Origin of the sequence: Brevibacillus sp. JNUCC-41, from assembly GCF_014844095.1 — a bacterium.
In the GTDB taxonomy this organism is placed as follows: Bacteria; Bacillota; Bacilli; order Bacillales; family DSM-1321; genus Peribacillus; species Peribacillus aracenensis.
In genome coordinates this window covers 2115377-2130158 of the sequence record NZ_CP062163.1, presented here as the reverse complement: position 1 = coordinate 2130158, position 14782 = coordinate 2115377, and the positions used below count along the sequence as shown (strand labels likewise).

Here is a 14782-nt window from a genome sequence, read left to right as displayed (position 1 = left end):
GTTAGTTTTTTTCTGTAACACAAAAATATAAAATAAAAATCCGGGACAGCGTCCAAGGTTGTACAAAATCCTACATTTTACCGTACAGTCAGACCACTTGGAAGTAGTGGATCATTGGCCTAACTGTCCTGCACTCTTAGCACGTCTTTATTTTGTCATAAAAAATAGCACCTCCGATTGTTAGATGGTGTCTAACAATTGGGGTGCGTTCATTGTTCAGGTACTTTTTGTTGCTTCCCTTTAAAGGGGGGAGTCGGATCATCATGCTCTATTTTTTTTGTCTTTGTCACTGCTCCTGGATATCTTTTTTTCTCTGAATGATCTTTTATTTTCTTCAGCAGCTCCAAGCCCTCTTTATTTGTCAAGTTTACCACTTGTTTAACCATGATTGCATCTCCTTTTTATATGGTTTGAGATTACAGCAAGGCCACAATTATGACTACTTCCACCCTGCCGTAATACTTACAATTTCAGGTACCTAAGTGTACGTATTTTACTTTTGGGAGGGGGAAGCCAAACAATAAAAAGAAAAGTCAGATCCGATAAAAAAGAGTTATCAAACCATCGATCTCAGAATTTTTGAATGAATAGGAAGAACTCCCCCATTCCCCCTTACCCAGGACCCAACGAAGTAAGTGGCACATGTCGACAACCGTACCTTTCGAAAACGTTTGACTATTGGTTTTACAAAGCAATGATATCTCGATGCTGTAAGAATCAAAGACAACTCCTTACGTCGTCTTTTGCAACCCTTTTCCTATAAACCCATTTCCTTTTACATTCCAAGCCCATTTAATCTAAGTCTAATCATTGCTTGTGCTAAAGGTAAATTGGCTGGTTCTATATCAGCAAGCTTTTTGATGATGTTAGCTGGATCTGGATGATCATAGAGAGTCATAGCAAAATCAACATATTGTTGCTCTTCTTTTTCCATTGCTAAAAATTTTTCACTTTGAGTGAACATGGTTTTTTCCTTATTCCATTCCCCTGTCCAACTCATAGGTTCTATAATTTCTTTAGTGGGAATATTTGCTGCTGCGTTAGTGTAAAAAGCTAGTAAATAATTATTTTCATACGAACAGAAAGGAAAAGTCATTAGATATGCCATAAATTTATCCTTATGTTCTTTGTTGAGAAAGTATATTGATTTTACTGTGTTCTCTTTTTCTAATAAAAGATCTTTTTTGTAGTTATTAATTAGAAACGAAATTCTATCTATAATTGTAGATTCACTAAAATATGCCCAGTCTTTTAGAAAACGATATTCCTTTGGGTTAATCCTAACTGTTTTATAATTATCTTCTTTATACTTATTCATTAGTTTCCCCCTTGTCATTTTAAATAAAAAAGAAGAAAAACAGTTACATTATTTCCTTTTCAGATACAATGCTATGTAACACTATAATCCCTACTGTATAACTGTTTAACTGGTGTTATTCTGTCTAGTTACAGAGTTACATATATTTTTACATACTGGACTATTAACTAATAATAAACTTACATTAGATTAATATACTAAATATATAACTCTGTAACCCTTGTAACTATTTACATAAACGGCTTCAATCCACGGTCTATCAATACTTAAGGGGCTACATTAACTTGTAACTATGTGTAACCATTGTAACCCCATCCAATCATCCAATCCGTTTAACTGAAATTAAATCCCAATTGCTCAATGATCTCCCTATTCACTAATACGCCTCTAAACGATCGCTTATTTTTTTTTATGACTTTGTAATCGACTTCATTGTCTTTATTGATAAATGTGTCAGTCAGTCCTCTTTTCATCCATAGGTAGCGAATTTGCTTTTCGTTGAGTCCTAACCGTTGTTTTAAATAAGCAGGTGCAAAGTAAAAATCTCCATTATGGAAAAAAGCGTTGATTGTTCCCTGTGGCTCGTAATCTGCATACAGTTTATTGCGATTTGCATCAATATCCTCCAAAGCATTTTGTAGTTCCACAATTGGCAAGTCCATTGCCTTATTTGTTTTAGACATTTCAACAAAGAGTTCTTCTAAATCCCTCAAATTTATTTCAATAGATTCGTTTTTAAACATCTCATTTAACACTCTTCCTGTAAATACAATGAAAGAGTAATGTCTTGATAACCGCTTTAAAATATTATTATCACAACTAATTTCTAAAAATTGTTTTTCATATGCTTTAAAATATTTCATATAGTGCTCTCGATTTTCCTGCCATCTTTTTAAAAACTCTATTCCGATTGCTCCGTAATTATCTCGAAACGAATCATACACTTTCCTCAAATAATCATGGTCTTCTCCTTCAAATGAAAAGTTTGAAATTAGTATGACGCGGGCAGGAACTCCTTGGGCGTTTGCATATGTTACGATCTCATTCTCTCCAGAAGTAATCATTAAAGAATTCCATGAATCCGTGTATTGACTGCCATTCAAGCTTCCTCTTTGCTTTCCTGTATTATTAACGTATTGGTAAATCATTGGTTGTATCATTTTAGTTTCATTCGCACCGTTTGAATCATCCAGGATTTGAGGAAATGAGTTTAAAAAGGTAGATCTTCTTTCAACTGCTACGAGTGTAGTATTGAATGTTCCAAGATATCTTTCAGGATCACCCCATACAGATGCACACATTCTAAGAAGGCCACTTTTCCCACTACTTGATGCCCCTGATACATCAATAACAATGGGTTTCATATCAAATTCGTGCAAAATCACAGAAGCAAATGAAGAAAGGATAGGAAGAACTGCTTTCGGATGATTTTTAACCAAATTAAAAACATTTTTGATCCAACTATCAACAGTCCCCTTTACCTTAAAAGATTCATGTAGTTGAAGTTCTCCCCCATCATTTGGTAGTACCTGAATCTCATTTGATATTACTGGGTGAATGAATTTTCCTTTAATCTGCCCAAGCCGATTAACAATCTGTACAGTTGGAATATCGTTTTTTGCTATGAACAGATCAAAGTATTCTATTAAATGTTTGGAATTAGAGTCATTGCAACTTAGTCCTTTATCAGCTAGAGATAGAATCTCACGTTTTGAAGCAATTGTGCTGGCTGCAACTGTTTCGTTAAAGTCTCTCCCCATGTTATTCCAGCAAATTTCATAGTATATTTCGCTTCTCTCTAGGTGCTCTAAGTATTTAGTAATGTAAGGTACATTCCGACTCACAAAAGTGCTAACTTCTTGTAATTTACCATCAATTTTTTTCATTTCTTTTTTGTAGAGTGAACCTTCTTTTTTCAGATAAGGATCAGGAAGCTTAAATTCAAACGATTGGAAGATATTATTTACTTCTAAAGGTTCTTCCTTTTTTCTTGAGGTTTGTTCTAACTTAGTGATGCTATCTATTGAGGCCTTAACGTCCTCCCATGTATAACTTCGATCCTTGTCAATACAGAAATATTTATAGATTAATAGCATGCTTTTTTTCACTTGGTCTAATGGAACATTTATAGATTTAAGTCGTCTTCCAAGGTCATAAAGTGATTGGTTACGAGACCCATTTACCATTGGAATCGCAAAGTAATAGTCTTTGGTTTTCTGGGCATTCCATACTGGTCTTAAGTAAACAGGAAGCTCGTCTAAATCTTCTGCAACCTCAACAATAAAGCGTTTTTCTGTATTCTGGCTCGGAAACACAATAAAGCTATTCGTTGTTCCAACACGTGTATCAATAAGTATTCCGAGTGATGTAAAAAATCGACTAATCATTTTAACTTGCTTGTTTGATGTTGATGACGCCTTAAACACGAACTGATAGCCTCGCGGGGTCCTAATTAAGTGATGTCGAACTCTTTCGCCCTTTAAAAGTTTAATTAAATAAGAACCGTGTTCTACATCATCGACATCAATAACGATAAATCCTTTTGGTACTAGAGCACCGATCCACCCTCCCCTTGCTAGGTGGTCTTTAATCTCTGTTTCAGTTAAGCTCTCTCTATTAATATAGGAGCCAAGTGGCTTTTTCGCTGTACTGTAATGAGTATTTCCATTCGAGTAACCCAGACATTTTATGATTTTCGTGTTCGGGAATATCATTTCAACCTCTCGTACGTAAGAGCTGTGTAACATGATTATCCCCCTCTTCTTCACATATTTGATTGATAAAACGAGTGATACGATTTAAAATAATAGTGTAATGTTTTTTCATGCCTATTAACTCACCCCAATGAGCTAATGGGCTTTTTTTCTTCGCATCAGGTTGCATGTTTCTCCTCACAACAACATTCATCCTTTCCTTTTATATTTCAGAATATCTCCGCCATTATTTCTCACATTATCGTAGTATTTTTCCATATATTCTTGAACATCCTTTCTTTTAAACAACCATTTACTCCCGAGGCGAATTTTAGGAAAGTTCTCTTCGTATAAAAGGTGCGTACAAATTGAATTCCAAGACATATTGAGATATGACGTTAGTTGTTTAGAATTCATAAAAAACACCTCTGCCTCAAGTTCCTCAAGACGCTCTTCCACTTTTCTAAGATACAACTCTTTCAACTGTTCTTGGTTAATCTCTAAAGTAATCATAACTACTCCTCCTTCTATCTTTACAATCATTAAATTTAATAAAGAATCATTTAACAGATTGTTACTAAACATGATATAATAACCAAAATGTTATTGCAAGTGTGTATAAAAATATTTCACTTGTGTGTTATTGTGTTATTGTGTTATCTTTCTTTGATGGAAGGTTTTATTAAATAACGGTTTTATACTTTTTTATTAGGGGGGGTAAATTATGAGAGCAATTAGTCCATTCGGTAAAAAGATAAAAGAAATAAGAATTGATAATGATATGACCATTAATACTGTAAGCAAAAAATCTGGCGTTTCTCAATCATACATTTCACAAATTGAAAATGGTTCAAGGGATACTCCACAACCTGACATGATTAAAAAAATCGCGAATGGTTTAGGTGTTGATTATTTCATATTGATGAGAGCTGCTGGCTATATGGCAACATCAAACGAATTCCCTACAACCAACGAGGAAGAATTCACAAATATTTGTTTTAATGTGAAAACTGTATATAAAAAGACTGATGAAAATGGTTCGGAAAAATATGTGAGATACACTGAAGAAGAATTGAAGAGCAATTTCTTTAATTTACATCATTTAATAACACAAGATACCAATGATATTTTTTATAAAGATCGCGTATTAACTAGAATAGAAATTGAAAAAGTTAAAACAATGCTTGAATTGCTGCTAGAAGATTAATTGAAGGGAGGTGAACTAATGGCGCACATTTTAAAACGTGGTGACAAATGGGCTTACATGGTTAACGTCGCAAAAGATCCAGTAACCGGCAAACGGAGACAAATTACTAAATCCGGCTTTAAAACAAAAAAAGAGGCTCAACTTGCTGCTAACAAGGTAGAAGATGCTATAGCAAACGGTGGAGTGTTTCAGGAAAGCAACATAACCTTTGAAGAATTTGCTACTGAATGGTTAAGCTATTATGAACACCAAGTAAAAATCAGTAGCGTTCGAGCGCGCAAGATAGCGATGAAACACCTTGTCTCTTCGTGGCAAAATACTCCTTTGAAAAAGATTACAAGGCATATGTACCAAACTCGCATAGATGAATTAAGCAAACAATTTAGCCATAACTATATTGACAGTATCCATACAACGGGAAACATGATCTTCAAGCATGCTATCAGGCAAGACTTGATAAAGACAAATCCAACCTATGGTTTTGTCATGCCCAAAAAGCATGTGACTGTTGAGGATATCGAGGAAGACGAGGTTAAGGGAAAGTTTCTTGAGTTAAATGAACTGAAAACCTTTCTACGTATCACAAAAGAACATGGATTATATCTAGACTATCTATGTTTTGCTACTTTGGCATATACCGGTATGCGCTTGGGAGAAATGTTAGCATTAAAATGGACAGACCTGGACCTTACTAAGAAAACAATAAGAATCACCAAGACATACTATAATCCAAATAACAGAAGTACAGGTTATCAACTTCTAACCCCAAAAACAAAAAAGTCAATCCGGACAATCATGATTGACGATGGACTTGTCGCCTTATTCAAAGCACACAAGCGTGAGCAGATGGAATTGAAAATGAAACAACGGTTAGTATATGAGGACCAAGATTTCATTTTTGCAGAAAACATCGGTCATCCGAGGGTTATGAAGCAAATGGTATTGCGTTTACAGCGTTTAATGAAGCATATGGATGTAGACAAGCATATTACACCCCATAGCTTTAGACATACTCATACATCCCTTCTCATTGAAGCTGGGGCAGGCGTAAAAGAGATTCAAGAAAGATTAGGGCATTCAGACATCAACACGACGATGAACATTTACGCTCATATGACAAAAAATATCGAAGAAAAGACCTCCCATAAGTTCAGTGAACTTACGAAAGGTCTTCTCTAATTGGTGAAGTAAATTTGTTTCAAAAACTGAAAGTTAGCAAAAAGTTAGCATTTCACTAATCTCCACCTTACAAACCCCTATATACCAAGGGTTCTAGGCGATGATTACATCATGCCGCCCATTCCGCCCATGCCGCCCATATCAGGCATGCCCATGCCGCCAGAGCCAGCAGGTTCTGGTTTGTCAGCAACAACAGCTTCTGTTGTTAAGAACATAGCTGCTACAGAACCAGCGTTTTGTAGAGCTGAACGAGTTACTTTAGTAGGATCGACGATACCGGATTCGATCATGTTCACCCATTGTCCAGTAGCTGCATTGAAGCCAGTGCCTACTGCTTCGCCTTTAAGGCGCTCTACGATTACAGAGCCTTCAAGACCGGCATTGTGAGCGATTTGACGAACAGGCTCTTCGATTGCACGAAGAACGATTTTCACGCCTGTTGCTACGTCGCCTTCCGCTTGAATTTCAGCGATTTTATTGTATACGTTAAGAAGTGCTGTACCACCACCGGCTACGATACCTTCTTCAACAGCGGCACGAGTGGAGTTCAATGCATCTTCAATACGAAGTTTACGTTCTTTCAATTCTGTTTCGGTAGCTGCACCGACTTTGATTACCGCTACGCCACCAGCTAATTTAGCAAGGCGTTCTTGTAATTTTTCACGGTCGAATTCAGAAGTTGTTTCTTCTAATTGAACACGGATTTGGTTTACACGAGCTTGAATTTGAGCTGTGTCTCCAGAACCTTCAACGATTGTTGTATTTTCTTTTGTAACAACCACTTTAGACGCACGGCCTAATGAATCGATTGTTGCGGATTTAAGATCAAGTCCGATTTCTTCAGTGATCACTTCGCCGCCTGTAAGAGCCGCGATGTCTTCAAGCATTGCTTTACGACGGTCACCGAATCCAGGAGCCTTAACCGCAACAGCGTTGAATGTTCCACGAAGTTTGTTCACAACAAGAGTTGCAAGCGCCTCGCCTTCTACATCTTCAGCAATCAATAATAGCGGTTTCCCTTGTTGAACAACTTGTTCAAGGACAGGAAGGATTTCTTGGATATTCGTGATTTTTTTATCTGTGATCAAGATATATGGATTCTCAAGGACAGCTTCCATTTTATCTGAATCAGTAACCATGTATGGAGATGCATATCCGCGATCGAACTGCATACCTTCTACTACGTCCAATTCAGTTGTGAAACCTTTAGACTCTTCGATTGTGATGACGCCGTCGTTACCAACGCGCTCCATTGCTTCTGCTATCAGTTGGCCCACTTCTTCATCAGCTGAAGAGATGGCAGCAACTTGTGCGATTGATTCTTTGTTTTCAACAGGTTGAGAAATTGCTTTTAATTCTGCAATTGCAGTATTAACCGCTTTTTCGATTCCTTTACGGATACCCATTGGGTTAGCACCAGCTGTTACGTTTTTAAGACCTTCACGGATCATCGCTTGTGCAAGAACCGTTGCAGTAGTAGTACCGTCACCAGCTACGTCGTTTGTTTTGCTTGCTACTTCAGCAACCAATTTTGCACCCATGTTTTCGAATGCATCTTCTAATTCGATTTCTTTAGCGATCGTCACACCGTCATTTGTGATAAGCGGTGAACCGAATTTTTTCTCAAGAACCACGTTACGACCTTTTGGTCCAAGCGTTACTTTAACTGCATCTGCAAGTGCGTCCACACCACGAAGCATGGAGCGGCGAGCTTCTTCACTAAATTTAATTTCTTTAGCCATTTATAAGTACCTCCCTAAAATTTTAAGAAAATTTTCGTTCAGTTAAGTATGATGTATAATTAGCCGATTACAGCTAGAATGTCGCTTTCACGTAAAATTAAGTATTCAGTGTCTTCGTATTTAACTTCAGTACCTGCATATTTTGAGAAGATAATTAGATCGCCTTGGGCAACCTCTAAAGCAACACGTTCGCCATTTTCAAGAACACGGCCAGTACCAACTGCTACTACCTTACCTTCTTGTGGCTTTTCTTTAGCAGTATCAGGAAGAACAATACCGCTTGCAGTTTTTTCTTCAGTTTGAACTAGTTCAATAATAACGCGATCACCTAATGGTTTTAACAAGTGAAACAACCTCCTCATATTCTCTTGATAATTTGTTTCATGATTATTAGCACTCTTCATCATCGAGTGCTAACACATTTATAATATTAAATAAACCGAGCCTTTTTTGCAAGTATCTTATTGAAAATTTTTTATTAATTTCTGATAAATTAAGGGTAAACTACTTTAACATAATGATTTCCTTAACAAGGTTATTGAAATGTTATGTTAGGGGTACCTTTAAGTGGTGTTCTGCCTCAATATTTGATACCATTTTGGAGTATGCGTTTATAGATTGTCCCCATATCAGGAACGTTCCGAACGGGATGGGTGACTATAAAAGGAGTTTTCATTTTTGAAAAAAGAATATTGGTTCGTCATCATCACTTATATTGCCATGCAATTATCCAGTATTGTTGGGGTACCCATTTTCATGCTTATCGGGTCTTCTACCGGAATGCCGGCCGATGAACTCGAAGTGAAGTCTGCAGCATATTGGATAGTTTTCAGTTTTCTCGCTGCTTTATTCTTGATTCTTTTTTTAATGAAAAAAGATATGAGGGAACAGTTGGACACGAGAAATCAAACTACCGTCCCGATGTCCATATTATGGGCAGTTGCAGGAGTGTTCATGGCTCTTTTTGCACAAAGCATTGCCGGCAGCATTGAACAAATGCTTGGGGTGGAGTCTGAATCTGAAAATACGCAGCAACTTATTTCACTCATTTATAAAGTCCCCATGGTCATTTTCGTCACTTCAGTAATTGGACCTATATTGGAAGAATTAATTTTCCGGAAAATCATTTTCGGGTCACTTCATAAACGCTTTAACTTCTTTATTTCAGCTTTAATCAGCTCAGTAATTTTCGGCTTGGCGCATGGTGAATTTGAACATCTTCTATTATATACGGCAATGGGCTTCACCTTTGCTTTCCTTTATGCGAAAACAGGTCGCATTCTCGTTTCCATGAGCGCTCATATTGCAATGAATACGCTTGTTATCATCCTTCAAGTGGTATATCGGGAGGATATTGAGAAGATGCTAGATACTGCACAGGCCTTCATCGGAGGTTTATTATGAAACGTCAATCACCATTATTCATGGGCATCATCTATGCTGGCTTAGGAGCTCTTTTTACCGCTATCGCGATTCAAACCGTCAATTCTTCCGGATGGGGACTCTTTGCCTACATACTTGTCCTTATTGCAACTCTTGATTTTGGATCGGGATTACGCATGATCATGCTGCACTTTAAGATTAAAGCTGCACAAAAAAATAAGAAAAAATAAAAAAACGCTGCAATGATGCAGCGTTTTTTTCATTCCTCCAATGCGGCTTCTTCCACTACAGGATAATGTTTCAGGAAGTAGATAAGCGACTGAAGCTCCACGGCCAGGTCAATGTGGTGAACCCTTATGGATGGAGGCACAGTCAGCCGTGCAGGTGTGAAATTCAATATTCCTTTTATATCAGCTTTGACTAGACGATCGGTTATCGTCTGGGCTACCTGTGCTGGCACTGTCAAAATAGCCGCAGTAATATTATTTTCCTGCAATAATGTATCGATTTGATCCATATGATAGATGGGCACATCAGCTATTCGCTTGCCGACCTTTTCTTCAGAAACCTCGAAAGCCATTTCAATTTTTGTATTATTATTTTTCATGAAATTGTAATTTAAAAAAGCGGTTCCTAAATTTCCTACCCCGATTAAAGCGACTTTGGTCAATTCATCTTGATCTAGTGTTTTTCTAAAGAAGGATAATAAGTAATTGACATTGTAGCCGTAGCCTTTTTTCCCAAGCGCGCCAAAGTAGGAAAAATCACGGCGAATTGTGGCAGAATCCACTTTTACAGCTTCACTTAGCTCTGCCGAGGAAACTCTTTGTTTGCCTGAGGAATGTAAGTTCTTTAAAAATCGATAATACAATGGCAACCTTTTGGCTGTCGCCTGCGGTATCTTTGGGTCATGGTTCATTGTTCTTCCCCGCTTTCACACATGCTTTTCAACTTAATCTCTATCTGTTTGCTTTACTTGCCTTTTATAATCGCTACTGGACACTCCGCCTGTTTTCTCCACTAAGAATGTAGGCCCGATCACCATTCCCTTATCAATGGCCTTACACATGTCATAAACAGTCAAGGCAGTCACGGATGCAGCTGTTAACGCTTCCATTTCCACACCTGTACTCCCTTTTGTCTTAGCTTCCGTTTCAATCGTAAGCCTATATCCTTGTTCTTCTTTTTCCCAATCAAAGGCTATATTGACCCCTTGCAGAGCAATGGGATGGCACATCGGAATTATATTGGATGTATTCTTGCTGGCCATTATTCCTGCAACTTGCGCAACAGCCAGTACATCACCTTTTTTCATTTTATGGTTCGTGACCAATTCATATATTTCATCATTCAATAAAATGCTCGATTGAGCTACTGCCGTCCGGGTTGTTTCAGGCTTAGCACTCACATCGACCATTTTGGCCCTGCCCTGTTCATTAAAATGCGTTAAGTCTCCCATTTAAGTAACCCCTCCTAAATCATACACTATTATTCCACTTTATGTAACAGCTTTTGTTTAAGCTTGGAACCAAGCTGTTGCCGATAATAACTAAAATACGTTACACTAACAATAATCAATTGAGGTGAAATCTATGATTTTATTACAAATCAATCAACTATCGAAATATTATGGAGCTGAACTTATTTTATCAAATATGAAGCTCGAAGTTCAAAATAAAGATCGAATTGCACTTGTCGGCCGAAATGGCGCCGGTAAATCCACTCTGCTTAAAATCATAGCCGGGCAGCTTTCCCATGATGGCGGTGAGATAATCAAACCAAAAGGCGTCACAATCGGCTATATGGCCCAGGATACGGGATTGGAATCCGAACTGACCATTTGGGATGAGATGCTGACTGTATTCACCGACCTTATAGAGCAAGAAAAGGACCTACGTCGCCTTGAGGCTGATATGGCCAGACCTGACATCTTTGAAAACGAAACAATTTACCAAAAAGTGCTGAATGAATACGACACTTTGATGGTGCAATTCAAAGAGAAGGGCGGCTATCAATATGAGGCGGATATCCGTTCCGTATTGCATGGACTTCAGTTTGCTGACTTTGACTATTCTACCCCCATTTCCACTTTAAGCGGTGGACAAAAAACAAGGCTTGCATTAGGGAAACTGCTTTTAAGGAAACCGGACATATTGATTCTGGATGAGCCGACGAACCATCTGGATATCGAAACCCTCTCTTGGCTTGAACAATATTTACAAAGCTACCAGGGAGCTGTCCTTATTGTTTCCCATGACCGTTATTTTTTAGATAAAGTAGTAAACCTCGTATATGAGATTTCCCGGAATAACATGAAAAAATACCATGGTAATTATAGTTCTTACTTAGAGGGAAAAGCGGAAGATTATGAGCGGGACATGAAACTGTTCGAGAAGCAACAAGGGGAAATTGAAAAGCTTCGCGACTTTGTCCAACGTAATATCACCAGGGCTTCCACGACGAAAAGAGCACAAAGCAGACGCAAACAGCTCGAAAAGATGGATGTATTGGACAAGCCGCAAGGTGATGAAAAATCCGCGAATTTTTCTTTCCAGATTGAAAAGCAAAGCGGAAATGAAGTACTTCAACTCCAGGACTTGGCTATTGGATACGAAGGGGAAACGGTATCAAAGAATATAAATTCCCGGATGACTAAAGGAGAAAGCATAGCACTTGTTGGCCCAAATGGCGTTGGAAAATCAACTTTATTGAAAACGATCATTTCTAAGCTGCCTGCACTTTCTGGTGGTTACCGTTTTGGAACGAACGTAGAAGTCAGCTACTACGATCAAGAACAGGCTAACCTTGTTTCCAATAAACGCGTACTTAATGAATTATGGGACGACTATCCCCTTAAACCGGAAAAGGACATTCGCACCGTACTCGGTAATTTTCTATTTAGCGGGGACGATGTTTTGAAAACCGTTTCCACACTAAGCGGGGGCGAAAAGGCACGGCTTGCCCTTGCCAAAATGATGATGCAAAAAGGGAATTTTTTAATTCTTGATGAACCAACGAACCATTTGGACCTCGATAGTAAATTAGTGCTTGAAAACGCCTTGATCGATTATCCGGGAACTATTCTTTTCGTTTCACATGACCGTTATTTCATAAATCGGATAGCAACGAAAGTGATAGAGCTCTCCAAAGACGGCAACGAGGAATTCCTCGGTGATTATGATTACTATCTAGAGAAGAAACAGGAGCAGGCGGAAATCCAAGCACTAGAACAGCAGGAGCAGGCTAAAACTTTAGATGCAGCTGTAGAAAAAACAAATTACAAAATTGATAAAGAAGCAAAAAAAGCTGAACGCCAGCGAAAGCGGCGCATTGAGGAAATCGAGGCAGCCATGGAGCTTCTTGAGATCGAAATAAACGAATATAATGATCTCCTTTGTGATCCAAATGTTTTTCAGGACCATGAAAAAGTAATGGAGGTCCAAACAAAGCTTGATCATGCCCAGGAAAGTTTGGACCAGCTTCTTGAAGAATGGACTGAACTGGAAGAATGACAGAAGACCGAGTTAATTGACTCGGTCTTTTTCTTTTCCAATAAAACTTCACTTGAAAGTTATCCACAAAATTGTTAACAAACCACTTACCGCTCACTAGCCATTAATTTGGGTTATGCACATTATCCACAGAAACATATCCACTTATCCACAAAAACCCCACTTTATACACATGCAGTATGATCATCAAAAAAACTTTATCCACAGAATATTCTATTTTTTTATAAACACGGTAAAAAAGACAGGATGCCTAAGTGAGGGATCCTGTCTTCTCGTCAATTAAAATGCTTCAATGTCCAAACCAGGATTTCCGTTCAAATCCAAACCAGATCGTTTTCCCTTTTCAAACATGACACTGCCAGCAGCACCGATCATGGCGGCATTGTCCGTACAAAGATATAGGGGCGGAATGGATATATCCATAGGTAAATCCTTAAAAGCTTCCGTTAATGCTTCCCTAAGGCCTTTATTTGCCGCAACTCCTCCAGCAAGCAATACCTGCTTCACATTATATTCCTTTGCAGCCTTTACAGCTTTCATAACAAGCACTTCTATCACGCTAGCTTGGAAACTTGCGGCTAAATCTTTAGGTTCAATTTTTTCCCCGCGCTGTTCAGCGTTATGCAAAGTGTTGATTACCGCTGATTTCAACCCGCTGAAGGAAAAATCATAGCTGCCATCCAACCATGCCCGAGGCAGTTTCAAAGTTGGTGAACCTTCTTGTGCCAGCCTATCGATATGAGGGCCGCCAGGATAAGGGAGCCCCAAGGTTCGGGCCACTTTATCATATGCCTCACCTGCTGCATCATCCCGCGTTTCTCCTATCACCTTGAAAGTACCCGGTTTCTCTAAAAGGACCAATTCCGTATGGCCTCCCGAAACGACTAAAGAAAGCGCAGGATATTCGATCTCCTGAATAAGACGATTTGCATAGATATGACCCGCGATATGATGCGTGCCGACAATCGGTATTCCATGTGCGAAAGCTACAGCCTTCGCCGCATTCACGCCTATTAACAGTGCCCCTACCAGTCCGGGACCTTCTGTAACGGCAATGGCATCCAAGTCTTCATATGTCACACCGGCTTGCACCAATGCTTCTTCAAGAACGATCGTAATTTGTTCTACATGATGACGGGAAGCTATTTCCGGGACGACACCGCCAAAACGTTTATGGCTTTCGATTTGTGAAGCCACGACATTACTCAGTATCTCCGTTCCATTTTTTATGACAGCTGCCGCAGTTTCATCGCAGCTCGTTTCAATTCCTAATATAAATTGATCTTTTTTCATGAAAAATTCACCCACATAACATAAGCATCTTCTTGATTGTCCGTATAATAATTTTTTCGGATTCCACCCTTTTGGAAACCAAGTTTTTCATAAAGCGAAATGGCTATTGTATTACTGACCCGTACCTCAAGCGTCATCCTGACCACACCCATCGATATGGAGATTTCAATCATCTTCCTGAGCAAAGCTTCCCCAAGCTTTTGCCCTCGGTATTCTGGCAATATCGCTATATTGGTAATGTGCGATTCATCAATGACGATCCACGCACCGCAATAACCGGCAATTTTCCCTTCATCTTCTATCACCATGTATACAGCATATTGATTATGATTCAGTTCGTTAAAAAAAGCTTCCCGGCTCCAAGGCAAAGTGAAGGACTGCTTTTCCACAATTAGCACTTGGTCGATATCTTCCGTATTCATCTTTCGGAACGTCAATGTTTTACTCATAATAAT

The 14782-nt window shown here is 38.6% G+C and carries 16 protein-coding genes; 5 read left to right on the top strand and 11 right to left on the bottom strand.

Features of this window, described 5'->3' with window-relative positions:
- Positions 1 to 209: 209 nt before the first annotated feature.
- From JNUCC41_RS10625 to JNUCC41_RS10605, 5 genes are all read right to left on the bottom strand, one after another.
- Positions 210 to 386, bottom strand: coding sequence for a hypothetical protein (locus JNUCC41_RS10625; protein ID WP_192207549.1), 177 nt, complete (start codon positions 384 to 386; stop codon positions 210 to 212).
- A 389-nt stretch (positions 387 to 775) separates the two neighbouring features.
- Positions 776 to 1318 (bottom strand): hypothetical protein, encoded by a 543-nt coding sequence (locus JNUCC41_RS10620; protein WP_192207548.1) that lies wholly within the window; start codon positions 1316 to 1318, stop codon positions 776 to 778.
- A 332-nt stretch (positions 1319 to 1650) separates the two neighbouring features.
- Positions 1651 to 4065, bottom strand: a complete 2415-nt coding sequence (locus JNUCC41_RS10615; RefSeq protein ID WP_192207547.1) for a DUF927 domain-containing protein — start codon at positions 4063 to 4065, stop codon at positions 1651 to 1653.
- Positions 4034 to 4201, bottom strand: a complete 168-nt coding sequence (locus tag JNUCC41_RS10610; protein ID WP_192207546.1) for a hypothetical protein — start codon at positions 4199 to 4201, stop codon at positions 4034 to 4036. The genes JNUCC41_RS10615 and JNUCC41_RS10610 overlap by 32 nt, the downstream gene beginning before the upstream one ends.
- A gap of 20 nt (positions 4202 to 4221) precedes the next feature.
- Positions 4222 to 4524 (bottom strand): DNA-binding protein, encoded by a 303-nt coding sequence (locus tag JNUCC41_RS10605; protein ID WP_061142113.1) that lies wholly within the window; start codon positions 4522 to 4524, stop codon positions 4222 to 4224.
- A 211-nt stretch (positions 4525 to 4735) separates the two neighbouring features.
- Here JNUCC41_RS10605 and JNUCC41_RS10600 point away from each other — a divergent pair, with 211 nt between their 5' ends.
- Positions 4736 to 5218, top strand: coding sequence for a helix-turn-helix domain-containing protein (locus JNUCC41_RS10600; RefSeq protein ID WP_192207545.1), 483 nt, complete (start codon positions 4736 to 4738; stop codon positions 5216 to 5218).
- 18 nt (positions 5219 to 5236) lie between these two features.
- Positions 5237 to 6397, top strand: coding sequence for a site-specific integrase (locus JNUCC41_RS10595; RefSeq protein ID WP_192207544.1), 1161 nt, complete (start codon positions 5237 to 5239; stop codon positions 6395 to 6397).
- 104 nt (positions 6398 to 6501) lie between these two features.
- Here the strand turns inward: JNUCC41_RS10595 and groL are convergent, their stop codons facing one another.
- Both groL and groES read right to left on the bottom strand, forming a co-directional pair.
- Positions 6502 to 8139, bottom strand: a complete 1638-nt coding sequence (gene groL, locus JNUCC41_RS10590) for a chaperonin GroEL (protein WP_192207543.1) — start codon at positions 8137 to 8139, stop codon at positions 6502 to 6504.
- A 59-nt stretch (positions 8140 to 8198) separates the two neighbouring features.
- On the bottom strand, positions 8199 to 8483 hold the full coding sequence (gene groES / locus JNUCC41_RS10585; RefSeq protein ID WP_034306337.1) for a co-chaperone GroES: 285 nt from the start codon (positions 8481 to 8483) through the stop codon (positions 8199 to 8201).
- A 334-nt stretch (positions 8484 to 8817) separates the two neighbouring features.
- Between groES and JNUCC41_RS10580 the strand changes: the two genes are divergently transcribed.
- Positions 8818 to 9543 (top strand): CPBP family intramembrane glutamic endopeptidase, encoded by a 726-nt coding sequence (locus tag JNUCC41_RS10580; RefSeq protein ID WP_192207542.1) that lies wholly within the window; start codon positions 8818 to 8820, stop codon positions 9541 to 9543.
- The gene (locus tag JNUCC41_RS10575) at positions 9540 to 9752 is read left to right on the top strand and encodes a YdiK family protein (protein WP_034306342.1); all 213 of its coding nucleotides are present in this window, start codon (positions 9540 to 9542) and stop codon (positions 9750 to 9752) included. Before JNUCC41_RS10580 ends, JNUCC41_RS10575 begins: the two co-directional genes overlap by 4 nt.
- 29 nt (positions 9753 to 9781) lie before the next feature.
- Here the strand turns inward: JNUCC41_RS10575 and JNUCC41_RS10570 are convergent, their stop codons facing one another.
- Together JNUCC41_RS10570 and moaC are read right to left on the bottom strand one after the other, a co-directional pair.
- Positions 9782 to 10441 (bottom strand): redox-sensing transcriptional repressor Rex, encoded by a 660-nt coding sequence (locus JNUCC41_RS10570; RefSeq protein WP_034306345.1) that lies wholly within the window; start codon positions 10439 to 10441, stop codon positions 9782 to 9784.
- Between the two features lie 33 nt (positions 10442 to 10474).
- On the bottom strand, positions 10475 to 10981 hold the full coding sequence (moaC, locus tag JNUCC41_RS10565; RefSeq protein ID WP_192207541.1) for a cyclic pyranopterin monophosphate synthase MoaC: 507 nt from the start codon (positions 10979 to 10981) through the stop codon (positions 10475 to 10477).
- Between the two features lie 133 nt (positions 10982 to 11114).
- On the opposite strand from moaC, the gene JNUCC41_RS10560 reads away from it, so the two are divergent.
- Positions 11115 to 13034, top strand: a complete 1920-nt coding sequence (locus tag JNUCC41_RS10560) for an ABC transporter ATP-binding protein (protein ID WP_192207540.1) — start codon at positions 11115 to 11117, stop codon at positions 13032 to 13034.
- A gap of 279 nt (positions 13035 to 13313) precedes the next feature.
- On the opposite strand, the gene tsaD is transcribed toward JNUCC41_RS10560, so the two are convergent.
- Together tsaD and rimI are read right to left on the bottom strand one after the other, a co-directional pair.
- On the bottom strand, positions 13314 to 14327 hold the full coding sequence (gene tsaD, locus JNUCC41_RS10555) for a tRNA (adenosine(37)-N6)-threonylcarbamoyltransferase complex transferase subunit TsaD (protein WP_192207539.1): 1014 nt from the start codon (positions 14325 to 14327) through the stop codon (positions 13314 to 13316).
- The gene (gene rimI / locus JNUCC41_RS10550; protein WP_192207538.1) at positions 14324 to 14776 is read right to left on the bottom strand and encodes a ribosomal protein S18-alanine N-acetyltransferase; all 453 of its coding nucleotides are present in this window, start codon (positions 14774 to 14776) and stop codon (positions 14324 to 14326) included. Before rimI ends, tsaD begins: the two co-directional genes overlap by 4 nt.
- Positions 14777 to 14782: the final 6 nt, after the last annotated feature.